This is a genomic window from Lysinibacillus sp. BPa_S21, assembly GCF_023337795.1.
Taxonomy (GTDB): Bacteria; Bacillota; Bacilli; order Bacillales_A; family Planococcaceae; genus Lysinibacillus.
On the sequence record NZ_JALIRS010000011.1, the window covers coordinates 79,445 to 103,855 of the forward strand.

Annotated in this window: 22 protein-coding genes and 1 riboswitch; of the genes, 15 read left to right on the forward strand and 7 right to left on the reverse strand. The window is 37.8% G+C overall.

Features of this window, described 5'->3' with window-relative positions; translation table 11 throughout:
• The first annotated feature begins 121 nt into the window (after nucleotides 1-121).
• From MOK21_RS18920 to MOK21_RS18940, 5 genes are all read left to right on the forward strand, one after another.
• Entirely contained in the window at nucleotides 122-1,270 is a 1,149-nt protein-coding gene (locus MOK21_RS18920; protein ID WP_249075507.1) for a DEAD/DEAH box helicase, read from the forward strand.
• Between the two features lies 1 nt (nucleotide 1,271).
• Entirely contained in the window at nucleotides 1,272-2,501 is a 1,230-nt protein-coding gene (locus MOK21_RS18925) for an aminopeptidase (RefSeq protein ID WP_249075508.1), read from the forward strand.
• A gap of 27 nt (nucleotides 2,502-2,528) precedes the next feature.
• On the forward strand, nucleotides 2,529-3,452 hold the full coding sequence (locus MOK21_RS18930) for an SGNH/GDSL hydrolase family protein (protein WP_249075509.1): 924 nt from the start codon (nucleotides 2,529-2,531) through the stop codon (nucleotides 3,450-3,452).
• A 259-nt stretch (nucleotides 3,453-3,711) separates the two neighbouring features.
• Nucleotides 3,712-4,869: an exonuclease SbcCD subunit D gene (locus MOK21_RS18935; RefSeq protein ID WP_249075510.1), complete on the forward strand. Its 1,158-nt coding sequence runs from the start codon at nucleotides 3,712-3,714 to the stop codon at nucleotides 4,867-4,869.
• Complete coding sequence (locus MOK21_RS18940) at nucleotides 4,866-7,946, forward strand: AAA family ATPase (RefSeq protein WP_249075511.1); 3,081 nt, start codon at nucleotides 4,866-4,868, stop codon at nucleotides 7,944-7,946. The genes MOK21_RS18935 and MOK21_RS18940 overlap by 4 nt, the downstream gene beginning before the upstream one ends.
• A 210-nt stretch (nucleotides 7,947-8,156) precedes the next feature.
• Here the strand turns inward: MOK21_RS18940 and MOK21_RS18945 are convergent, their stop codons facing one another.
• Nucleotides 8,157-8,489 carry a magnetosome magnetite crystal formation protein family gene (locus MOK21_RS18945; RefSeq protein WP_249075512.1) on the reverse strand — a complete coding sequence of 111 codons (333 nt, stop codon included), beginning with the start codon at nucleotides 8,487-8,489 and terminating at the stop codon, nucleotides 8,157-8,159.
• A 124-nt stretch (nucleotides 8,490-8,613) separates the two neighbouring features.
• A riboswitch (TPP riboswitch) is annotated at nucleotides 8,614-8,721 on the forward strand.
• 130 nt (nucleotides 8,722-8,851) lie between these two features.
• Between MOK21_RS18945 and thiT the strand changes: the two genes are divergently transcribed.
• From thiT to map, 3 genes are all read left to right on the forward strand, one after another.
• A complete protein-coding gene (thiT, locus tag MOK21_RS18950) occupies nucleotides 8,852-9,412 on the forward strand; it encodes an energy-coupled thiamine transporter ThiT (protein WP_249075513.1) in 561 nt (186 codons plus the stop codon).
• A gap of 252 nt (nucleotides 9,413-9,664) precedes the next feature.
• A complete protein-coding gene (locus MOK21_RS18955; protein ID WP_249075514.1) occupies nucleotides 9,665-9,817 on the forward strand; it encodes a hypothetical protein in 153 nt (50 codons plus the stop codon).
• A 72-nt stretch (nucleotides 9,818-9,889) separates the two neighbouring features.
• Nucleotides 9,890-10,645, forward strand: coding sequence for a type I methionyl aminopeptidase (gene map, locus MOK21_RS18960; protein ID WP_249075551.1), 756 nt, complete (start codon nucleotides 9,890-9,892; stop codon nucleotides 10,643-10,645).
• A gap of 25 nt (nucleotides 10,646-10,670) precedes the next feature.
• Here map and MOK21_RS18965 read toward each other — a convergent pair whose 3' ends face one another.
• On the reverse strand, nucleotides 10,671-11,384 hold the full coding sequence (locus tag MOK21_RS18965) for a hypothetical protein (RefSeq protein ID WP_249075515.1): 714 nt from the start codon (nucleotides 11,382-11,384) through the stop codon (nucleotides 10,671-10,673).
• A gap of 202 nt (nucleotides 11,385-11,586) precedes the next feature.
• On the opposite strand from MOK21_RS18965, the gene MOK21_RS18970 reads away from it, so the two are divergent.
• On the forward strand, nucleotides 11,587-12,429 hold the full coding sequence (locus tag MOK21_RS18970; RefSeq protein ID WP_249075516.1) for a polyphosphate kinase 2 family protein: 843 nt from the start codon (nucleotides 11,587-11,589) through the stop codon (nucleotides 12,427-12,429).
• A 662-nt stretch (nucleotides 12,430-13,091) separates the two neighbouring features.
• Nucleotides 13,092-13,679 (forward strand): GNAT family N-acetyltransferase, encoded by a 588-nt coding sequence (locus MOK21_RS18975; protein WP_249075517.1) that lies wholly within the window; start codon nucleotides 13,092-13,094, stop codon nucleotides 13,677-13,679.
• A gap of 50 nt (nucleotides 13,680-13,729) precedes the next feature.
• Here MOK21_RS18975 and MOK21_RS18980 read toward each other — a convergent pair whose 3' ends face one another.
• Both MOK21_RS18980 and MOK21_RS23825 read right to left on the reverse strand, forming a co-directional pair.
• Nucleotides 13,730-14,293, reverse strand: coding sequence for a beta-class carbonic anhydrase (locus tag MOK21_RS18980; RefSeq protein ID WP_249075518.1), 564 nt, complete (start codon nucleotides 14,291-14,293; stop codon nucleotides 13,730-13,732).
• Nucleotides 14,294-14,620: 327 nt separating this feature from the next.
• Nucleotides 14,621-14,755, reverse strand: coding sequence for a hypothetical protein (locus MOK21_RS23825; RefSeq protein ID WP_283164800.1), 135 nt, complete (start codon nucleotides 14,753-14,755; stop codon nucleotides 14,621-14,623).
• A 979-nt stretch (nucleotides 14,756-15,734) separates the two neighbouring features.
• On the opposite strand from MOK21_RS23825, the gene motA reads away from it, so the two are divergent.
• Entirely contained in the window at nucleotides 15,735-16,538 is an 804-nt protein-coding gene (gene motA, locus MOK21_RS18985; protein WP_249075519.1) for a flagellar motor stator protein MotA, read from the forward strand.
• Nucleotides 16,522-17,292: a flagellar motor protein MotB gene (gene motB, locus MOK21_RS18990; RefSeq protein ID WP_249075520.1), complete on the forward strand. Its 771-nt coding sequence runs from the start codon at nucleotides 16,522-16,524 to the stop codon at nucleotides 17,290-17,292. Before motA ends, motB begins: the two co-directional genes overlap by 17 nt.
• Before the next feature lie 67 nt (nucleotides 17,293-17,359).
• Here motB and MOK21_RS18995 read toward each other — a convergent pair whose 3' ends face one another.
• Nucleotides 17,360-17,581, reverse strand: coding sequence for a DUF1128 domain-containing protein (locus MOK21_RS18995; RefSeq protein ID WP_249075521.1), 222 nt, complete (start codon nucleotides 17,579-17,581; stop codon nucleotides 17,360-17,362).
• Nucleotides 17,582-17,899: 318 nt separating this feature from the next.
• Here MOK21_RS18995 and MOK21_RS19000 point away from each other — a divergent pair, with 318 nt between their 5' ends.
• Both MOK21_RS19000 and MOK21_RS19005 read left to right on the forward strand, forming a co-directional pair.
• Complete coding sequence (locus tag MOK21_RS19000; RefSeq protein ID WP_249075522.1) at nucleotides 17,900-18,226, forward strand: YtxH domain-containing protein; 327 nt, start codon at nucleotides 17,900-17,902, stop codon at nucleotides 18,224-18,226.
• Nucleotides 18,227-18,249: 23 nt separating this feature from the next.
• Entirely contained in the window at nucleotides 18,250-19,176 is a 927-nt protein-coding gene (locus tag MOK21_RS19005; protein WP_249075523.1) for a YihY/virulence factor BrkB family protein, read from the forward strand.
• Nucleotides 19,177-19,242: 66 nt separating this feature from the next.
• Here the strand turns inward: MOK21_RS19005 and MOK21_RS19010 are convergent, their stop codons facing one another.
• Nucleotides 19,243-21,147: a heavy metal translocating P-type ATPase gene (locus tag MOK21_RS19010; protein WP_249075524.1), complete on the reverse strand. Its 1,905-nt coding sequence runs from the start codon at nucleotides 21,145-21,147 to the stop codon at nucleotides 19,243-19,245.
• A gap of 396 nt (nucleotides 21,148-21,543) precedes the next feature.
• Nucleotides 21,544-23,082: a fumarate hydratase gene (locus tag MOK21_RS19015; RefSeq protein ID WP_283164802.1), complete on the reverse strand. Its 1,539-nt coding sequence runs from the start codon at nucleotides 23,080-23,082 to the stop codon at nucleotides 21,544-21,546.
• 509 nt (nucleotides 23,083-23,591) lie between these two features.
• Here MOK21_RS19015 and MOK21_RS19020 point away from each other — a divergent pair.
• Entirely contained in the window at nucleotides 23,592-24,383 is a 792-nt protein-coding gene (locus MOK21_RS19020; RefSeq protein WP_249075525.1) for a YwqG family protein, read from the forward strand.
• The last annotated feature ends 28 nt before the right edge of the window (nucleotides 24,384-24,411 follow it).

Sequence of the window (24,411 nt, forward strand, 5' to 3'; positions counted from 1 at the left end):
TCTCTAAAAATTGAAAAAGCTTCATTATTGAAACGTTTATATAAGGGTTTACGTACATATGAAGTAGGAACGTGATTAGTGTGTTAAACTAGTGTCAAGCAGATAGAAGGTGGGAAATTACATGTCAGTAATAAATTTATTAAATGAAGATTTACAAGCAAAATGGAAATTTGAAGAGCCGATGAAAATTCAAGAAGAAATGGTTCCAGCAATGCTTGAGGGCAAAGATATTGTGGCCGAATCGCCAACGGGATCGGGGAAGACTTTAGCATACGTACTTCCTTTACTGAATAAAGTAAACGGTTCAAAAAAACAAACACAAGGACTTATCGTAGCACCGTCTCAGGAGCTAGCAATGCAAATTGTAGAGGTTATCCGTGAATGGACAGCAGGTTCAGATATTACGGTTCAACAACTAATTGGTGGCGCAAACTCTGCACGTCAAATCGAGAAGTTAAAGAAAAAACCGACGATTGTTGTAGGAACACCAGGCCGTTTAAATGAATTAGCACGCGCTGGAAAATTAAAGCTAAAAGAAATTGAAACGGTTATTTTGGATGAGTGTGATCAGTTACTTAGTCGTGAATATCGTGTCGTAGTAAAATCTTTTATCGAAGGTTCAGCTTATGGGCGACAAGTAGTTGTTGTATCGGCAACAATTACCGAGGAAATTGAATTAGTGGCAAGTCGCATGATGTTTGAGCCAGTACGCTTCAAAATTAAACCGGAGGATATGTTGAAGGTTGGTAAAGTTGTACACTCTTTCGTGAAAGTCGAGGAGCGAGATAAAACTGATTTCCTACGCCGACTATCACATACGGAAGGTTTACGTGGATTGGCTTTCGTCAACAATATAGACCAATTGCTAATGAAGGAAACGAAATTACAATATCGTACGGCGCCGATTGTGACATTACATTCTGACATGAAGAAGGAAGAACGTAAAAAGGCTTTAGATGCTTTCCGTAAAGGAGAGGCGCGTATTTTAATTGCTACAGATATTGCTGCGCGTGGTTTAGATATTGCAGGTTTAACACATGTTATTCATGTCGATGTCCCAAGAACAATTGAACAGTATTTGCATCGTTCTGGTCGTACAGGTCGTGCTGGGGCGGATGGTGAAGTATTAACGTTATTATCTTATCGTGATGAAAAAACGTATAAAAAATGGACAAGAGAAATTTCTGGGAAACCAGTACAGAAAGTTTGGCATGAAGGTAAGTTAGTGGAGGGAAATTCAAAAACAATTGGACAAAAGCGAGGTAAATAATATGACGTTTGAAGAAAAATTACAAGCATATGCAGAACTTGCGGTAAAAGTCGGTGTCAATATTCAACCAGGGCAATACTTATTAGTGAATACATCCTTGGATGCATTAGATTTCGCCCGTTTAGTCGTAAAAGAGGCTTATAAAGCTGGGGCAGGACGTGTTCATGTTAATTTTTCAGATGATGAAATAGATCGAGCTTATTTTGAGTATGCCTCAGATGAGGAATTTAATCGTTTCCCAGAATGGGTAGTTAAAATGCGTGATGAGGTAATCGAACGTAAAGGAGCCCTATTATGGATTGATGCTGCGGACCCTGATAAATTAACAGGGATTTCGGCAGACCGTCTAGCTACCCATCAAAAGGTATCGGGAGCTGCTCTGAAAAACTATCGCAACGCTGTAATGAAAGATTTAATCGCTTGGTCAATCGTTGCGGTCCCTTCGCCAAAGTGGGCATCGAAAGTATTCCCGAACTTAGCAGCTGAGGAACAAGTACCAGCATTATGGGAAGCTATTTTTAAAACTGTTCGTATCGGTGAAGGCAATGCTGTTGAAAACTGGCGTGATCACGTAGTGAATTTAGAATCTCGTGCGGACCTATTGAACAAGAAAAAATATGCGAAACTTCACTACACAGCACCAGGTACTGATTTAACAATTGCCTTAGCACCACAACATAAATGGCTTACTGGGGGTAGTAAAACGCCAGATGATACTATCTTTATTGCTAATATGCCGACAGAAGAGGTTTATACATTACCGATGAAACAAGGTGTTAATGGCTATGTAAGCAATACAAAACCATTAGTTTATCAAGGCAATATTATCGATGGCTTTAAATTAACATTTGAAGAAGGAAAAATTGTTAAAGCTGAAGCACAGGTAGGACATGATTTATTACAGGAGCTTATTTATGTGGATGAAGGCTCTTGCTATTTAGGTGAGGTAGCACTTGTACCGCATGAATCACCAATTTCCGCATCGGGAATTTTATATTTTAATACTTTGTTTGATGAAAATGCATCGAACCATCTAGCAATTGGCGAAGCTTATCCAACTTGCTTAGAAGGCGGAAGAGATTTAGAAAACGGTCAGCTTGAAGCGTTAGGTGCAAATATTTCAGTAACACATGAGGACTTTATGATTGGTAGCGGTGAGATGGACATTGACGGGATCTTACCTGATGGAACTGTCGAGCCAATTTTCCGTAAAGGTAGCTGGGCATTTTAAGCTCTCAATAAGAAAGGAGTAGGGCAGATGAAACGATTACTCGGCTTGATTGGTACAGTTATACTCATGATGGCGTTTAGTGTTTCATCTGCTTTTGCTCAGACTGAAAACTATTTGTCAATTGGAGATTCCTTGGCCGCTGGGCAAACACCTTATCAACAGATTGATACAGGCTACAGTGATTTAATCGCCATGAAATTGGGGATGACAGGGCAACTGAGTTCCTATACGAAGGAGCTCGCTTTCCCAGGCTTTACAACAGCTGATGTCTTAAAACGAGTACAATCAGAGGAAGCAAATGACTTACTAGCGAATGCCACACTTATTACCGTTTCGGCAGGTGCTAACGATTTACTGCGGCTAGTCCAGGTCAATCCTGCTGCCGGTACATTATCCTTTTCGCAGCTCCAAACGGATTTCGCATTAAACGTTGCCAGAAAAAATATGGTGGAGATTTTAGAGGAGTTAAAAGTGCGAGCGCCTAAAGCAAAGGTCTATGTAATGGGCTATTATTTTGCTTATCCAAACGCTCACGCTACGCAAAAGGTAGGCACAGATGCACAACTTGTAAAGCTAAATAAGATTTTACAGCTACAGGCAGAGCATGCTGGGGCAGTTTATGTAGACGTCTATGATGCTTTTGGGTTAAACGCTGCAAACCTTTTACCCAATACTTCTGACGTTCATCCAAATTTTGAAGGCTATCGTCAAATGGCCAATGCATTTTTGCGAGAATACACTGGCAATAAAGCTTTAGCCATTTCTTCAAACGAATTGCCTAAGCCGAACCCTATTTCATTTGAACAGATTTTAGAGCAGCAGAAACAAGAAGAACAAGAAGTAGAAAAAGAACAGTCAACTCCAACTGCACGCGTCATTCAAGGTTTTATTGGCTATACTTCTTTTCTAGAGAAGGCGAGAGCTATTAAAGAACATTTTAAATATTTGTAACAGGGCATCGGCGATGATGCTCTTTTTTATATTGAATATCTATAAAAATATAAGCGACGGATAGAATTGTCGGAGTGACGGAAAGGAATCCGGAGCAACGGATAGAATTGCCGAAGCGACGGAAAGAACCCTCAGAGCGACGGATAGCCCGCCCCGTCAGTTCCCCACGTTGGGATGAGGAACCTTTATCAAACTAATAAAAGGAAAAACAATCAATCCATCAGCCATGATAAAATGAAATAGACAGGAGGCGCAAAGAATGAAAATATTTCATACAGCAGATTGGCATTTAGGAAAGCTTGTACAAGGCGTCTATATGACCGAGGATCAACATTATATTTTACAGCAGTTTATGCTAGCCATTGATGAGGAAAAACCAGATGTTATCGTTATCGCAGGTGATTTATATGACCGTTCGATGCCCCCGATTGAGGCAGTGAATTTACTAAATGATATTTTGGCGGAAATAGTGCTCGATAAAAAAATCCCTGTGTTAGCGGTTGCAGGGAACCACGATAGTGCAGGTCGATTGAATTTTGGCAGTAGTTTAATGAGTGATAGTGGTTTACATATTAAAGGCCAATTTACGAAAGAACATGCACCGGTAGTTTTACATGATAAGTATGGAGAAGTACATTTTCATCTTGTACCTTATGCAGAACCGGCTTCAGTACGGACAATTTTAGAGGATGATTCCATTCGTTCTCATCAAGATGCGATGGAAAGAATTATTGAGCATATTGGGCAAAGTATAGATACTACAAAGCGTAATGTTTTTATTGGACATGCCTTTGTGACGAAGTATGGAGAAGAGGAAGCGAATACGAGTGATTCTGAGCGACCTTTATCAATAGGCGGCTCGGATTGCATAAATGCAGCGTTATTTAAGCCTTTTAATTACACAGCGCTTGGACATTTGCATAAAGCGCATTTTGTGTTGAATGAAACGATACGATACGCTGGCTCTCCATTGAAGTATTCATTATCTGAGCACTTACATGAGAAGGGTTTTTTAATAGTTGAACTAGATGAGCAGGGAGAAGTTAACGTCACAAAGCGAAAGCTTATAGCAAGACGGGATTTACGTGTGGTGGAGGGCTTAATGGATGATATATTGCAGCTGCCGCCAAGTGATGATTATGTATTTGTACGCTTAACAGATACAACGTCAGTAACTTCGCCGATGGAACGTATTCGTACAGTGTTTCCTCATGCGATGCATGTTGAGCGTAAAGTAATACGCCAAGAGGTACCGCATGAAATTCAGGCGCTTGAGACAGAGAAGGTAGAAGACATCGATTTATTTAGATCATTTTTTACAGATATCATTGGCGTACAGCCAGATCAAGATACAGAGCGTCTATTTACAGAGATGCTACAAGAATTATTAGATGAGGAGCGGGAGACAGTAAAATGAAGCCTTTAAAGTTAACAATTACTGCATTCGGTCCATATAAAAATACAGAGGTTATTGATTTTCAACAGCTTGGTGAACATCGCCTATTTGCGATTTCCGGAAAAACAGGTGCCGGGAAAACGACGATTTTTGATGCTATATGCTATGCACTTTACGGATCCGGTAGCGGTGAAGATCGTCAGGATACTGCTATGCTTCGAAGTGGGTTTGCGGACGATGATGTGTATACGGCTGTAGAGCTCGTTTTTGAAATGCATGATAGAGTCTATCAAATTTTACGTCAGCCAGGTCATATTAAAGCAAAAAACAAAAGTGTTACGGGTAAGAAAATTGAGCTGGCTGAAATCAAAGGAGACACGCTTGATTATAGTATTGTAGAAAAGCAGCAAACGCTAGAGGTAGATAAAAAGCTTCAGGACATAATAGGCCTTACAAAGGATCAGTTTAGTCAAATTGTTATGCTACCACAAGGAGAATTTCGTAAGCTACTAACCTCAGATTCTACGAATAAAGAAGTGATTTTGCGCAAAATTTTTAAAACAGACCGCTTTGGTGCCATGACTAAAAGACTTGATGCAAAACGAAAAGAAGCGGAAAGTGATTTATTGCGTGCTAAACAATTAAAGGAGCATCTCCTTGGCCAAATTGCTGGGGCTTTACCACAGCGTTCATCATCTTTATTTACTTGCATTACGAATAATACTGAAAATATGCATCAGTTGAAGAAGGCTTTGGAAGAGGAGCAAACTTATTATACGGAATGTATACAATTGGAGCAGCAGCGCTATAAAGAAGCTTATGCGCATCATCAAAAAGAGCAAGAATTTTATAGTATAGCAAAAACATTAAATGAACAATTTGATGAGCAAGCTAATCGTCAGAAACGCCTACAAGCATTGCTGGAAGAACAAGCTTTATATAGCGCAAAAGAACGTGAAATTGCTTTAGCAGAGAAAGCACAACGACTTGTCGCACTTGAGCAACAATGCATCGATTTACGTGCCGAGCAAAATCGTAAAGAACAATCCTATCAGCAAGCTATCACAGAGCAACAAAACGCAGAAGCTCAGTTAAAAATAGCACAAGAAAAGTTTAATGTTGAAGAGGCGAAAGAACCTGAACGTCAGCAAATTCTACAACATGAAATACAGTTGCAAGCATTATTACCAACATTCGAGGCATATGAAAATAATTTGCAGCAAATGCGAATAGCTGAACAATATGTTGCAACTGCAAATCTAGCAGTAGAAGATAATCGTAAAATCGTAGAAGCTGGACAAAAGCAAGTTCAGCAACTAACAAAAACAATTGAACAGTATGAAAAACAACTGGAGCCATATGAAAGTTATTTAGAACAGCTACCAAAGCTTAAAGAGCAAGTATCATTATTAGCGCAAGTTGAGAAATATACTAGAGCAGTTGAAACAGCGGAGCAGGAAGTAGTCACTACTAATGTCCATTATCAAGAAAGTAGGCAAGCTCTTCAAAAGTTGGAGCAGCAATGGATTGCGAGTCAGGCAAGTATTTTAGCACAGCAACTGAAGGACGGAGATCCTTGCCCAGTATGCGGTAGTACAACACATCTCGAAACACATCGTGAACAATTAGAGATGATCGAATTAGCGCAAGTAGAAGATTTACGAGGACAGGCAAGTACTGATGAGCGCAAGTTTATAGAGAAAGAAGCTTTATTAAATTCTACAAAGCATCTTCTACAAGAAGCACTCGGACAGTTAAAAATGAATGAGATTGAACAATCCAATCAAGCACAAATTGTAGCTTCCTTGCAAAACGTAGAACAACAAATAACAATCTTAAAAGTAGTGAACAATCAATTGTCTGATGTACGTATGCAACAAAAGGATCATCGTGCACGAATGGAACAACAACAAGAAAAGCAAATAAAACTAGAGCAATATTTAGCTGAGAAGACGAAGGAATTAACGAAACAACAAGCAATTGTGGAAGAGCAGCAAAAGCATATCCCAGAAAACCTTACGACGTTACAAGCATTAAAGCAGGAAATTGCGAATATAGGTTCACAAAAGATTGCCTTACAAACTGCCTGGAATCTCAGTCAACAAAACTTACAATCTGCCAAGGAAGCGGCGAATAATGCTAGAATGACCGTAGAAATAGCAAAACAAGCTTTTGAGGAATTAAAGCTGAAAATGGATGAAAAGCGCGAGCAATTTTCAGTAAGTATGGCCGAAGCAGGCTTTGAAAGCTATGAAGAATTTGCTACTGGGAAGCGAAGCGTGTTGCAAATAGAAGCTTTAAGGAAGGCTTGCAATGAGTATGCACTACAAATCCATACATTACAGGTACAAATTACTGAGGGAGAGAAGCATCTAAAAGGCCAAGAGAAACAAGATTTAATGGCAATGGAAGAAAAGTTAGAGATGCTTCGTGTAACCTATGAAGAAGCCTTTAAAGTATTGCAACAAATGGAAAGATTTGCGAAGGCTTGTGCGGACTTTATCGAAAAAGTTGAGGAGACCGAACAGGAGATTCGTTTACTTGAAAAAGAGGCGGGACAAGTTAAGGAACTGTATGCAATGCTAAATGGGCAAAATGTGAAAAAACTATCCTTTGAGCGTTATATTCAAATCAATTATTTAGATAAAATTACAGAGGCAGCAAATGTCCGGCTTTATCATTTATCTAACGGTCAATTTGAGCTACGGCGTTCAGATCGCTTAGAAAAGCATGCTAAGCAAAGTGGGCTTGGACTAGATGTGTATGATGCCTATACGGATCAATTACGAGATGTTAAAACATTATCAGGGGGAGAGAAGTTTAATGCATCATTAAGTCTTGCCCTTGGGATGGCAGATGTCATTCAAAGTTTTCAAGGTAATATTCGCATTGAAACGATGTTTATTGATGAGGGCTTTGGTTCTCTTGATGAAGAAGCGTTAAATAAGGCGATTGATACGCTTATTGATTTACAAGATTCCGGACGTATGATTGGAGTCATCTCACACGTTGCGGAATTAAAAGCTACAATGCCTGCTGTGTTGCATGTTGAAAAAGCAATGAACGGTCATAGTCAAACATATTTTGAAGTGAAATAACAAAGAGGCGTGTTTCCATTGTGTGGAAAAACGCCTCTTTATCATTTTTTAGTTACGTTAGGATTAGTTCTTTTCTTTGCAGCGATTACTTTTTTTACAATTGGGATAGCGATAGGTGCTAATTTTACGGCGACTTTAACAACTTTAGATACTTTCACAAAATAACAGCTCCTTTAGTACTTTCCGTTCAAGGTGAGATTGGAATGAAACTTATCGGACAACGCGAACAGCTTGTATAATGTTCCAGATGACAACTCCTATTGAAACAAGAAAGTAAATTCCGAATGAAACTAACCAAATGATAAGAAACTTATTACTACCTAAATCAGGGTCAAGATTGTTGAATGTTAAAGTTGAGAAGATAAAGACGGCAAATAAAATAATTCCGAAAGCGACTGGGATTAAATGTGATATTAGTGCTCGAATAGAGTGACTCTTTACATCGCTATCTTTTGCAACAAAGTAAACGATTAATGGCACAATAAACGGTGCGAATAAAATACTGAGATAACTAAAGGCAGATAAAATTTTTTGGTTCTCCATAGTAGTACCTCCTTTTTTAATATTTACGCATGAAAAACAGTAAAGTTTCAAAAAATTTTGTGGAAGAGGTTGTAATCATAACAGTGTTTGCGTACAATGAGGTTGTTCAACTAAATTAAGATGTAACGACCACAAGGGGAGCTGATGATGTCAGCTGAGACTGGGCACGTGATGCCTTGACTCTTTGAACCTGTAAGTTAACGCTTGCGTAGGGATGTGGATAGAAACCGACACTATTACGATGTGAGGCTCTGTCCTGGCATCGTTTTTTTATCTTTATTGATGCCAGATAGGGACATATTTGCCAACTGATTTCTATTCCTGCTCTTGTATCCTACATCGGAACAAAGGAGAGAATATTTTTGGACAGTAAAAAACTTTTAATGCTAGTGGAGATTGCGATATTCGCAGCGATTGGTCTTGTGCTAGATCAGGTTTCCTTTAAAGTATGGGCACAAGGAGGCTCTGTTAGTCTAGTGATGGTGCCAATAATTTTAATAGCATTCCGATGGGGCCTTATTCCAGGCATGACAACGGGTTTACTCATTGGTGTAATGCAAACAATGTTTGGTGCTACAATAGTGCATTGGCTTCAAGGAACGCTAGATTATGGCATTGCCTTTACAGTAGTAGGCTTAGCGGCCGTTGTGCGTCGACCGGTGCTTGAGGCTGCAAAAGATTTAAACAAAAAGAAAATGGCGCTTTATATTATTTTAGGGACTGTATTAGCAGGCTTTTTACGTTATGCAGCACATACTATTGGAGGCGCTGTATTTTTCAAAGAGTATGCTGGTGATCAAAATGCGTGGATTTATTCAATTATCTATAATGGAACATATATGCTACCAGCAACGATTTTAACAGCAGTTGTCGGCGTCCTGTTATTTACAGCAGCACCTCAATTAATGCAACGAAAATCATAACTATTTTGCCCTTCACATGAGTGGAGGGCTTTATTTTTATTGAATTGAATGAAAGATTGTTGCTTTTTTAGCTAGTTAGGACTTGCATATATTAAAATGTATGTCATGTAAATAAGTTGATTGGAGTGGAGGCTGGGCGACTCCTTGGGGATTAGCGATATAGAGGAACGAAGGCTAAAAGCATCACGTCCTGTGATAACGCCTTCGTGACCAACATCCTGTTGCCCCGACGCCCCCAGGAAGCCCTGCTCTGTGCGAAAGCGAAGCGACAGCAACAATGTTTTATCTGTAGCGAAAGCGAAGCGTCAGCTACAAAGCGCCCAGCCGGAACGGAAATCAACTCCACGTTATGGAGATAAGCCTGTTTTCAGCACTTTACAATTTATGACGGCATATAATATTTAAAGCGTTTAGCGTTTTATGTATAAAAAGTTATGTTATATTAAATAGAGATATTAGATGAAAGGGACGTTAAAAATGATTGTAAAAACGCAAGAAGAGATTGAAGCCTTTAAAAAAATTGGCCGTATTTGTGCTGAAATTCGTGAGGCAATGAAGGCTGCTACAAAACCAGGTGTAACAACTCTTGAATTAGATGAAATCGCTGGCCGAATGTTTGCTGAGGCAGGAGCGGTTTCTGGACCTAAAGGAGAGTATGATTTCCCAGGATACACTTGCATTAGTGTTAATGAGGAAGTTGCACATGGTATTCCTGGTCAACGAGTGATTAAAGAAGGAGATATCGTCAATATTGACGTATCTGGTTCATTAAATGGCTACTTTGCTGATACGGGAATTTCATTTGTAGTAGGTGAAGGCTATGAGGATAAAGAAAAGCTATGTCGCGTAGCCAAAAGTGCTTTCGACCGTGCGATGACAAAAGTAAAAGCCGGATCAAAATTAAACCAAATCGGTAAAGCTGTTGAACGTGAAGCATATGCAAATGATTTAACAGTGATTATGAATCTAACAGGTCATGGTTTAGGTCGTTCATTACACGATGAGCCAAACCACATTTTAAACTATTATGATGCATGGGATTCTACAATTATGAAAGAGGGCATGGTGCTTGCAGTCGAGCCATTTATCTCAGCGAAAGCGGAGCATATTGTAGAAGCTGGTGACGGATGGACATTCGTTACGCCTGACAAATCATTCGTTGCTCAAATTGAGCATTCAATCATCGTTACGAAAGACAAACCAATTGTTTTAACTTCACTTGAAGAACAATAAAAAAGTTAAAATCCTGCTAACCAATTTATTTTTGGTAGGCAGGATTTTTTTTAATAAATAATATACCGACAAGAAGAACTCCACATAAAAATAAGGCTGCTGTTGTGACAAGTAGCTCATCAAAACCATTATGTAAAGCGACCCCAATATAGGACCAGATAAATACACTTGGAAAGATAATATCAAAATAATGGAATCGAATATGTAGCGCGATTGCTACCCCAATTGTTAGTAAAATAACTGCCCAAAGTGGATTACTAAGGCCAAAACCATTCCATTGATAAGATGTTAGCATAAAGCTTACATTTGTCATCAGACTAAATGTAACCCATCCGAAGTAAATCGAAAAGGGTAAACGACCTATGGGTGAATTATTGCTAAGAGGATACGTCTTGTACAACTTAAACAAATACAGTACTAAAATAAACGAACTGACAATGGATACGATAAATAGTTCGTGATGCCAAACCACAATTGCTAACGCCTGCATGATACATATGCTACTAAAGAGAACAGTCTGTTTCATAGATGTCTTTTTTAGATTCATTACTAACCAATAACCAAGTAACACGTAAACTACAATCCAAATCACATAACTAACATTAAAAGGTGCAAATATTACTGGAAAACGATTTGAAATTTCTAAAGAAGTTTGACCGTTTATTTTCATGAAATAGGATGAAAAGGTTAGGATGAGTGAGACAATATAAGTGATTGTCATCAAAAAAAATCGAGGCATGTTTTCCTCTCCCTTCGTGTTAAATTGTATAGGGAAAAGACAAATAAGTATAGGACTGTCACATTATATTTTCATTATAACGGAAATTTCCAACAATGTATCGTGTTGTTTCGCTAAAATTATCTACAATTTACCATTTGGATATGCACTTATATGTTTCTTTAGTACAATAGGATTATTAAAAGTAAGGAGTGAAGTTTTAATGACTCAAAATTTAAATGATCTAGATTTATCAGTTAAACTGGATAAGAAGATGTATAAAAAGAAATTAAAAGTACTCCAATATGAAATGTTAAATGCTCAACAGTTTTTATTAAACAATAAGATTGGGCTAATTCTAGTATTTGAAGGTATGGATGCTGCTGGCAAGGGTGGCGCTATTAAGCGTCTCATTGAACGTGCTGATCCACGTGGCTATATTGTACACCCAATCTCAGCACCTCAGCCTCATGAATTGCGCTACAATTATTTACAACGCTTTTGGAGAAAGCTGCCACAGCATGGACAAATCGCTATTTTTGACCGCTCGTGGTATGGTCGTGTATTAGTTGAGCGTATTGAAGGATTTGCAACAAAAGAAGAGTGGTCTCGTGCATACGAAGAAATAAATAATTTCGAAAAGATTTTAACAGCAGGAGATTATATTGTTATTAAGTTTTGGCTTCAAGTATCTGATGAGGAACAGCTTAAACGTTTTAAAGAACGCGAGGAAGATCCATATAAGTCTTGGAAGCTAACAGACGAAGACTGGCGAAATCGTGAAAAAACACCTCAGTATATAGAAGCTGCGAATGACATGTTTGAGAAGACTGATAAGAAAAATGCGCCATGGGTTCTAATACCAGGAGACGATAAACAATATGCCCGTGTACAAGTGCTAAAAGAAACACTAGCTCATATCGAACGCGAGGCACAAAAACGAGGCCTTCATTTAACGAATGTATTAGGCAAAGCCCATTTAGAAGATGCTGAATCGTCTAGCCTTGAATTGTTAGAAGAGAAACCTAAAAAACAAAAATCAAAACAAAAACAAAAAATGAAATAATGTTAGGGATGCTGTAACAACAAGACGATATGTTTTAGTTGTAGCAGCATCTTTTTTTACATACAATAAAGTAAAACTTCAATCAGTGGGCGTTTTACCCGCTGATTGTTAGTTGAACCAATCGGGCTTTTACGGTCAGTTAATCACATTTTTGTTTACTGACCGTTAAAGCGGGATAAAGTAAAACTTCAATCAGTGGGCGTTTTACCCGCTGATTGTTAGTTGAACCAATCGGGCTTTTACGGTCAGTTAATCACATTTTTGTTTACTGACCGTTAAAGCGGGATAAAGTAAAACTTCAATCAGTGGGCGTTTTACCCGCTGATTGTTAGTTGAACCAATCGGGCTTTTACGGTCAGTTAATCGACGACTATGTCAACTGAATCCCGTTTTAACGGGGAAGACATTTTTGTTTACTGACCGTTAAAGCGGGGTAAAGTAAAACTTCAATTCAGTGGTGGTTTCCCTATAAATTGGGTTAATCAACAGAAGTTGCGGATGACTTTTGTTAAAACGTCTACTATAAGCCCGTTCAGACTGGCGACTCCAGGAAAGCGCCCGGTCGGAACGGAAATCAACCACACGTTTTGGTGATGATCCACAAATTGAATGAACGCAGGCATTAAAATGTATTGATAATTATCGGAAGGTTAGTGTGGAAAATGGTGCTTAAAATTTGGAGATTATTGAGGAAAAAGGGTGAAAATGTGGTATCAATTCAAGGTGGGAAATGCTACATTCGCACATTTTATGAAAAAGATGCACAAAGTTTAACCGATCTCGTAAGTCGCAATAAATACTTTTGGTCTACATATGAACCGTTACAACGACCGGAATATTATACAATTAATGCTCAATATAAAAAAATTCAAGACAGCTTATATTTAATGGACTCAAAAAGGGAATTTACTTTCGGTATCTTTGAGCCAGGTACAAATAATCTAATAGGACATATAGCTATTTATGCAGTAAAACGTTTACCGTATTCCAGTGCGTTTGTGGGCTATGCGATGGATGAAATTTATGTTGGAAAAGGGATCGTGACAGAGGCGGTTAATATGGTCGTACAATTTGCATTCGAGCAAGTAGGCTTACATCGAGTGGAGGCTTATGTTTCAACACAAAATAATGCTTCTATCCGAGTCTTAGAAAAGGCTGGGTTTCAGCGTGAAGGTCTTTTGAGAAAGCTGCTGTATATTAACGGTAAATGGGTGGATCATTATATTTATGCACGTTTAGAGGGCCAATAAAAAGAAGCGTCTAACTTTCAAAGAGATGAAAGTTAGACGCTTCTTTTTTACTATTGTTTATTACCATCTACAATTAAATCAAGGCGACCTGTATTAGGATCAATCACTAATCCATGAACAGGCACATCTTTAACCATTAACGGGTGATTACGAATTGTATCGATGCTTTTCTTTACACTTGTTGATACGTCGCCAAAGCCACGTAAAAACTCTTTCAAATCAAGACCTGAGTATTCTATCGTATTGATAGTTTCAGGGGTAATCCCTCTGGCAACCATTTTGCTTAGCATTGCTTCTGGGTCAACTGCACTCATACCGCAGTCATAATGTCCAACAACATATACCTCATCTGCTTGTAGTTCATAAACAGCTACAAGTAAACTACGCATAATTGCACCAAAAGGGTGACTAACTAATGCACCAGCACTTTTAACGATCTTAACGTCGCCATTACGCAAATTCATAGCTTTAGGTAACAGCTCTACAAGTCGAGTATCCATACAAGATAAAACAACAATACGTTTATCAGGATACTTTGTAGTAATAAAAGGCTCATATTTTTTTTCTTGAACGAAATCTTCATTAAACTTTAGAATATCTTGTAACATTGTCATGAAAGATTGCTCCCTTCCCTAATAAAATATTTTAGAGCAAAATGATGAATATGCAAATAATAATGACAATATTCGCGCAATTTTTTGAAAAAAAAAGAAGTTTGATAATTTATTTAGTAAATCAAAATAATTAAAAATCAGTGACAACTGCTAGACGATAAAAAAAGAGGCTGATACAAAAAGAAAAAATGTTAGACCGAGATGCACACGGCCTAACATTTTTTTGATTTAGGAAGGAATATTTAACTCAGTGAAGTGAAAAAGTTATTACCCATTATCGCTATTTTTCAATATAACCGAGTTCTGTCCCAGCCTCTTTCAACGAAATTAAAATTTTTCATTTGGTTTTGGATCTACAGTTACTGAAGACTTAGTATCTAAACCGACTTGTAGGTAGTGGATGAAGAATCCCAATGAAATTAGTAAAACGGCTGAAAAGCCTAGTACAGTCGTAATGAACATAATAAAAGCTCCCCTCTACTAAAATAATCTACAATATTATCTAAAGTAATTATACAATAGGTTACTAGGAAAATCTAAGGAGAATTTATGACATCCATAACATACCTAGTCTAGACTATTATTAGTAGGGATAAATTGCTTGAATTGTCCAGTTTTTAATGTTAAAAACAGATTCTTTATACCTGTAATCGACAAAGGTTTATATATTAATTTGCCTATTAATGATTATAAAATTATGTGCCAAACTTCTGTTGAACTCAATCTTCAATAACTCTTCAAAGAACGTTTCCTGCCCACCCTCTATACCACTATGAAATTGGTGATTGGTGTGGTACTACTGTTTTTTTCAAAACAATTTCTAGTCTTTTCCCAGCATTAGCGCAACAATTTGCCTATTATATAATTTAACTTCATTTAGTAATTGTTTTATCACAAAAGAGAAGCGTCACATTAGTCTCGGTCTTTAGTTGGTGAAAGGAGTTCTTTGTGCAAGCATAAAGCCGAATCTAGGCGCAATTATGCCGGGGTAAAATTGATTAAATATGTGGAGAAATTAAATGAGTCTTTCGGTGCGTTTTCATAGCGAGTGTGAAAATGTTTTTTGTTTGATAAATCGACATTAAACTGTTTTTTCATTATTTTTATATGATATTTTAGTAATTATCTGAACTCGTTTTTAATCATCAGTCGAATTACTTAAATGGAAGTGTGGATTTTTTTGATTATTTACTCCTATTTTACAGACAATCTCAACATATTTTAGTAATTTTGTGTCGAAGGATAATAACAAATTCTTAACTTTTTTCAAATAAAGACAATTTAGTGTATTATTCTTAATTCAATATAATCAAAAATGGTCGAAAAGTGAATAAAAAGTAATTATTACATCGAAAAAAATGTGAAATACATTTATACTATATTTAAAATATGGAAAATTAGACGAAAATAACATTGTGATAGTAGATTTGGAGGTTTGAAAATGGATTTGTCGTCGGTAGTAGGGATAATTTTAGCGTTTATCGCGCTATTAACAGGAATGGTGCTGAAGGGTGTAAACTTAAGTGCGTTTTATAACCCAGCAGCTATTCTAATTATCATCTTCGGTACAATTTCCGCAGTAACAATTGCCTTCCCTATGAAGGAGTTAAAGCGTGTACCAAAGCTATTTAAAATTCTTTTTAAAGAAACAAAATTAGCAGGTGATATTGAAATTATTAAGATGTTTTCACAATGGGCAGATTTGGCTCGTCGTGAAGGTCTCTTAGCGCTTGAGAGTAAAGCTTCAGAAGTAGAAGACCCGTTTTTAAAAAATGGACTTACACTAGCAATTGATGGTCAAAATGCTGACTATATTCGTGATGTCTTGACAGAAGAAGTCGAAGCGATGGAAGAACGTCATGCTAGTGGTGCTGCAATCTTCACGCAAGCAGGTACATATGCCCCGACTTTAGGGGTACTAGGTGCGGTAGTAGGGTTAATTGCCGCATTAGCAGATATGAACGATATAGATAAATTAGGGCATGCCATTTCAGCAGCCTTCATGGCAACATTATTAGGTATTTTTACAGGTTACGTATTATGGCATCCATTTGCCAATAAATTAAAACGTAAATCTGCTGTAGAAGTAAAACAAAAACGCATGATGATCGAAGGTATCCTTTCAGTTTTAGAAGGGGAGGCACCTCGTGTTATCGAACAAAAACTATCTTCTTATTTAACGATGGAAGAACGTCGTCAAATTTCGAATGAAAGCGGGGCGGACGGCCTTGGCAAGGAAAGCTAAGAAAAAAAAGCATGAAGAGCATGTTGATGAGTCTTGGTTAGTGCCATATGCGGATATTTTAACGCTGTTACTAGCATTGTTTATTGTACTGTTTGCCTCTAGTTCAGTAGACCAAGAGAAGCTAGATAGAATGTCGGCGGTGTTTAATCAGGTGTTTGATGGTGGTACAAGCTTTTTAGAGCAGCCTGCACCGTTAGAAAGTCCGAATGCAGAAAGTGACCAAACACCAAAAACGCAGCAAAATTCGGCTTACTTAAAGGATCAGCAGGAGTTAGCTCAAATTAAAGATAGTGTAGATAATTTCATCGCTGTTCATGAAATGGAAGGTCAATTCGCAACAGAGATGACTGATGAGGGTTTACTTGTTACAATTCGTGATAGTATCCTGTTCGATCCAGGGAAAGCTGAGATTAAACCAGAATATAGGCAAATAGCTAAAGAGCTTGCAGATGTATTGGTATCTAATCCACCACGAAATATTATTATTACTGGTCATACGGATAATGTTCCAGCAGGTCCAAACTTTTCTTCTAATTTCCAACTATCAGCGATGCGTGCAGTGAACTTCGCGGAAATTTTATTGCAGAGTAACTCGAATTTAGATGATCGAAACTTTAGTACACAAGGTTTCGGTGAGAATCGTGCCGTTGCGCCAAATGATACTAAAGAAGGACGTGCGAAAAATCGTCGTGTAGAAGTGTTGATACAACCACTTGTCACTGAGGATGGTTCTGCCGTAAAAAATACTAAATAGAAAAAAGCTATTAGCAAACGGCTTTGGTGCCTGCATTGCTAATAGCTTTTTATTTACAAAACCCTATTTATTTACGTAAAGATCCTAATTCAGCAACGATTGCTTGCATCTCGCTTGGGCTAAATGTATCGCGCTTCATGATCATTTCGTATAAATAGACTAGGTCTTCGTAGTTAGCTTCATCGAAATTTTCCGATTTCATCGCATCAACATTAACCATGCGAAGCTTATCTTTCATTTGATCAACCATATAAATAACGTTTTCTTTTGACGGTACCGATAAATCCATTATTTAAACCTACCTTTCGTAATCCTCGAAAATATCATTTCATTGAATAAAAAAAATGTCAACACGTATTTGGGCATTGCTTTAAAAATAGACTGTTATTGGGTAGAATAAGGGCAGTAACAGTTTAATTATGGTTCATCACCATAGCTGTGGTTGATTTCTGTTTGGACGATGCGCATCGGGGCTGTACGAAAGCGTAAGTCGCTCAGTCTTCACTCCACTTATATATAAAGGCATACGTAAATCATACTTAACTTTTGGTGATGAGTCTTAATTATCCTTAAGGAATATACGCTTATCAAGCAGGAGGTATTTAATATGGGACGAAGTAAATTATTAGCATCCATCGTAGTTGGTGCCACAGTAGGTGCTGCATTAAGCATGTTAGACCGTTCAACGCGTGAAAAAACAATTGCTTCAACGAAAAAAATGAAAGAAGCAATATCGTATTATGCAGCTAATCGAGAGGAATTACAAGTACTGGTTGAGGAAAAGGTGCTGGCTGCTAAAGTGATGTGTGAAAATGTTTCAGAAAATGTCAACTCGATCATTGATAAAGTTGATGAATTTAAAGAATTACCTTCCACAATCGAAGGCATGATTAATGATACGAAATCAGCCTTTGCTTTACCTAATAAAGAATAGTTGTCGTTCGGGAGGGGATTTGAATGGAGAAGAAAAAAGCATCGATACATTCAGCAGTTGGTGTGGTGAAATCATTTGTCTCACCAGAAGAAGACACTGTAGATGTGATGACATCAAGAGGCTTTATGCAAGATTTAGTGCTACGCTTACGGCGAGTGGAAATATCAGCTCTTGCGGCGCAATTGGCTTATTTCTTTTTACTGTCTTTTTTCCCGCTATTAATTTTTCTAGTTACACTACTACCGTATTTGAATTTGAAGACGACGCAAGTGTATTCATTTCTAGTGAACATAATGCCGGACGAGGTATATAGGCTTGTTGAAAATACGTTAAATGAAATTTTAACAAATAGAAATAGTGGTTTATTATCCGTAGGGGTGCTTGGAACAATTTGGTCTGCGTCCAAGGGGATTAATGCATTAATTAGAGCCTTGAATAAGGCCTATGATACAGAAACTAGGGCTACTCTATTGGATCGAGGATTATCCCTAGTTTTCACCTTAGCATTTGTCGTTGTGATTGCTGTCGCTCTACTTTTACCGATTTTTGGGCAACATGTAGGGCATTTCTTATTTTCGATAGTTGGCATTGAGGAGCAATTTGAAATCATCTGGTATAGAATGCGTTGGTCAATACCACCGCTGCTTATTTTTATTGTTTTAATGGGGGTATATAGATTTGTTCCAAATACAAATCCTCGATTGAAGATAATGGGCGTTTGGCCAGGGGCATTGTTTTCAACTCTTGCCTGGGTGACAGTAACATTTGCTTTCTCTTTTTATATTAATAATTTCGCTAATTTTTCCTCTACATATGGCAGTATTGGAGGCGTAATTATTTTAATGCTTTGGCTATATTTCACGGGGATTATTTTAATTTTTGGTGGAATTTTAAATGCGACGATGCAGAAAAAAGTATTGCAAAAGGAACTCATGAAGCAGAAGACGTGAACGAAAAGTTAGGAATATCGAAAAGAACAGCCTCGTATCACGCTTTGTGATACGAGGCTGTTTGTTTTAGATGTTTTTATTAAGCATACGTAAGCCGTTTAAAATTACTAAAATGGTGCTTCCTTCATGTCCGATTACTCCTAGAGGTAAATCGACAATTTGTAAAAAGTTTGAGGCAATTAATAAAACGATAACGCCGATTGAGAAGAAAATGTTTTGTTTAACGATGCGTTGCATTTTACGTGATAAACGTACTGCATAGGCAATTTTTGATAAGTCGTTTTTCATTAAAACGACATCTGCTGTTTCTAAAGCTACATCTGTTCCTTCTCCCATAGCAATTCCGGTAGTTGCAGTTGCTAATGCGGGTGCATCATTAATACCATCACCGACCATCCCTACAAATTTATGTTGAGAAAGAAGTCGTTTCATCTCAGTCACTTTTGTTTCAGGAAGACATTCAGCAACATACTCTGTCACGCCTGCTTCTTTGGCAATAACCTTTGCTGTCTTCTCGTTGTCTCCTGTTAACATGACTACATTAATACCAAGCTCTTTTAATAATGACACTGCTTTTTTTGCTTCACTACGAACGGTATCTTTTAAGGCTGCTAATGCAACGATACCATCTTTGTCACGCATGAAAATAACACTTTTTCCTTCTGAGGCAAGGCTTTCTGCTACGCTATTTGCGAATTCATTTGCCTCGTCTAATCCAACAAAGTCTGGTTTACCAACAAGATACTCTATTTCATTAACGTAACCTTTAATACCCCAACCTGGGATATCTTCAATAGTGGTTTGTGGAAACTTTGTGATACCCTCTTTTCTTGCGAATAAAGTAATTGCTTGAGCAAGAGGGTGGTTTGATTGTGCTTCAATACCTGCAAGGATTGCCAGTGTGTTTTCTCGGTCTAATCCTTCTCGAACGATAAAATCAGTAACAGTTGGTTTACCTTGTGTTAAAGTACCTGTTTTATCTACTGCTAGTGCACGTAATGCGCCTAGATGCTCTAAATGTAAGCCTCCTTTGAATAGCACACCGTGTTTTGCGCCATTTGAAATGGCTGCAAGTGTTGCGGGCATTATGGAGGCAACAAGTGCGCATGGAGAAGCAACTACTAGAAGGACCATTGCGCGATAGAAAGTTGTTGTCCAGTCCCAGCCGAGTACGAAGTGGGGTAAAAACATCATTAGCGCAACAGCGAGTAGTGCAAATTTTACGTAAGTACCTTCAAATTTTTCGATAAACTGTTGAGAAGGTGATTTTTCACTCTGAGCACTTTGTACAAGTTGGATAATTTTTTGGAATAGTGTTTCAGAGTTTGGTTTTGTCATTTCCATCGTAATGGCACCATTTAAGTTCACTGTACCTGCAAATAACTCGTCGCCTTCATGTTTTGCCACTGGCAGAGGCTCGCCGCTTATCGCAGATTCGTCGATAGAAGACTGTCCTTTAAAGATTATTCCGTCTGCTGGTACACGTTCACCAGGTTTTATGAGTAGGTGATCTCCGATTTGTAATGTAGAGACAGAAACTTTCATTGGTTCAAAATTACCGCGAACAAGCCAAGCCTCTTCGGGTTGTAAATTCATGAGTGCAGAAATTTCACGATGACTTTTATTCATTGCGTATGTTTCAAGAGCGCCACTTACAGCGAAAATGAAAATTAGAATAGCGCCCTCTGTCCAATAACCGATTGCTGCAGAACCGATTGCAGCTAATACCATTAATAACTCAACGTTAAGCTCCTTATTTTCAATGGTTTCTTCAATACCTTCTTTAGCTTTAGCGAACCCACCAACACAAAATGCAACAATATATAAAATAATAGAAGCTGTTGTTTGCCCGTTCGTATCTAAACGCCATGCAAGCAAAATAAACAAACCTGCTATAAGGGCAGCGATTAATTCAGCATGTTCCTTGATTTTCTCAATTAAGCTTATATTTTCTCGATTAATCTTTTCCACTTGTATCCCTCCTGATAATGAAAATCAATATCAAAACCTATATAAATCAATGTGTATACACTGCTTCTAATTGAAAATAGATTTCAATCAATCCCTTCTTAATTTAGAATTATTATAACAAAGGAATTTAAAAAAAGAAAGTAAGAAATTTGAAGGGATTTTTAATAAAAGGGGATAGAAGTAGTCCAAGAATATTGATATGGGGGTTAATTGATGTATTTTGAAATAATTTTGAACATAAGAAAAAGCACAGTTATTCATAGGAATATTCTGTGCTTTTTAAATTTGTGCAGTGAAAATGCCTTTCTTAAGGAATGCTTGCATTCCTTGCTATCGCCATAGCTTAAAAACATTACTACTTATCAATGTAACGTTTTATAAAAGAAATTTTCCCGATTAGAAAACACGTTCTGCATGTAGTGCAAGTTTTTCTAGGGATGATTTATCTACGTCTGCATGTAGTGAGTTACCGTGTGAGTCCATTGTTACAACAGCTGTGAACTTCTCAACGTTTAGGTGCCACATCGCTTCTGGAATACCGAATTCCATTAGGTCAACACCTTCAACGCCTTTGATGCAGTCTGCGTAGTACTGTGCAGCACCACCGATTGCATTTAAGTAAACGCCACCGTGCTCTTCTAATGCAGCAAGTGTTTTTGGTCCCATACCGCCTTTACCAATTACAGCGCGGATACCGAATTTTTTCATGATGTCACCTTGGTATGGCTCCTCACGAATAGAAGTAGTTGGACCAGCTGCTTTTACTGTCCAGTTGCCTTCTTCGTCTTTTGCCATTACAGGGCCGCAGTGATAAATAACTTGTCCATTAAGATCAACTGGAGCATCATGGCTCATTAAGTGATGGTGGATGGCGTCACGGCCAGTATACATACGACCAGTAATTGAAACAACGTCACCCACTTTTAGAGAGCGAATTTGTTCTTCAGTAATTGGTGCAGTTAGTTCCACTACATCTGTAGAAGTATCTTCTGTTGTTGCTGCAACTTCATCTTCTTTAAATGTGATTTTTTCGCCTTCTTGGTAATGCCAATTAATAATTTCACCAGTTTGAGGGTTGATGTCCACTGCCATACGACGGTAAGCCCAGCAGTTATAAGCTACTGATACATAGAATGATGCAGGGATACGGTGCATAACACCAATTTTACAGCCAAGTAATGTTGCTTCACCACCGAAGCCCATTGTACCGATACCAAATGTGTTAGCAGTTTTTACTACATAGTCTTCTAATTTAGCAAGATCAGGATTTGGATTTGTATCTTCCACATGACGGAATAATTGTTCTTTCGCTAAGTCGTAACCAGAAGAGCGGTCTCCACCGATACCTACACCGATGAAGCCAGCTGAACAGCCTTGTCCTTGTGCTTGGTATACTGAGTGAATAATACATTTACGGATACCATCTAAATCACGACCAGCGCGGCCAAGACCTTCAAGCTCGCAAGGTAGGCTATACTGAATGTTTTTGTTTTCACAGCCGCCACCTTTAAGGATTAATTTGATTGTAATATAGTCTTTTTCCCATTGTTCGAATTTCATAACAGGAAGACCGTCACCAAGGTTATTACCGCTGTTTGCGCCTGTTAAAGAATCAACCGCATTTGGACGTAATTTTGCATCTGCTGTAGTATCGTTAATAGCTTTTTTAATAGCTTCTTTAATTTCTAATTGGTTTACACCAACAGGAGTATAAATTTTGAATGTTGGTAGACCAGTATCTTGACAGATTGGTGATACATTATCTTCTGCCATAATAATATTATTTGAGATTGTGTCTAAGCTCATTGCAGCACGAGTACCAGCATTCTCAGCTTCTTTAGCTTTCTTAATTGCACGACGTACGTCTTTTGGTAGATTAGTAGATGTTTCAGTAATTAAATCGTAAAGACTTTTCTCCAAAGTTTGGATATTCATTTAGTATTGCCCCCCATAGAAAATTTGATTATTTCCACGTTACATTATACTCTTTTCAACTAATGAAAAAAAGAGTTCAACTCATTGCGGTCGGAATTAAAGGTCTATTCTTAAAAAGAGGTCATTTTAATGTGAAATTATGTAAACCGATCTATTGTTAAGGTTTTAATAAGGTAATGGAAGCAGGGGAATAAATAATATCTTAAGACGAATATAGTAGGAATCGAATACATTTTCTCGGGAGGCTGGTCATTAAGAGTTCAGCCAATCGAATCGTCCAGAAGGTAAATAGTTTTGGGAGGCCAAGCCGATCAGTTTTGAAGCGAAGCCGATCAAATCAAGAACCGGCTAGATCAAACTACGAAAAGCACTTGATTTATGCTCTTGCTTGATCATCTTTACCGTTTAACGTAGGTTTCCTGCCTTATTCAAGTTTCATAGGAATAAAGATTGTCAGAAAAGAACATTTGTTCTATAATAAATGTAAAATTTCTTTAAGGGGGGTCAGTATGAAGTTACTTAATTTACCTGAAGCATTTGAACAATATAGGGCAGTAATCGAGGAAACGATACAGCCTACCGTATTTGTTGAAACGGAAGAACGAAAAACTTCTTTATTTGAAAGTAAGTTTGAAGGCAATCCATATTTTCCGCTAGCAATGGAGTACCCGAAAAATCCAGAAGGGCGACCATTAAAATTATTGGCTCAAATTAATTTTGCAGATGTACCGAAGCATTTACCAAACTTTCCTGAAGAGGGAATCTTGCAGTTTTATATTGATGGCTACGACGATGTATTAGGGATGGATTTTGACAATGGTCAAAATCAGGAGGGCTTCCGCGTTGTTTTCCACGAACATATTGTTAGTGATGAATCACAGTTAATACAAGATTTCTCATTTGTTGAAGCGAAAGAAGAAGAATTATACTTTCCAGTGGAAAAAGAAATGGCATTGTCCTTTGGAGCAGGCTATGAACCATTATCAGCAAATGACTTCAGAAGTGAAAAACGATATGCGAAGATTCTTGCTAATATAGAAGAAGATGATCATTTAGTAGACTCATTTTATGAAACATTAAATAGTACAGGTCATAAAATCGGGGGATACCCATTCTTTACGCAAGAAGATCCAAGAGCTTATGGTGATTATACAGATTCAACAATTTTGTTGCTGCAAATTGACAGTGTAGGCGATCATATTCTGTGGGGGGATGTCGGGGTCGGCAATTTTTTCATCACAGAGGATGAGTTGAAACGTAAAGATTTTAGTAAAGTTCTATATAATTGGGACTGTTACTAACAAAAAAGCAAGTGGATGATTAGAGCCT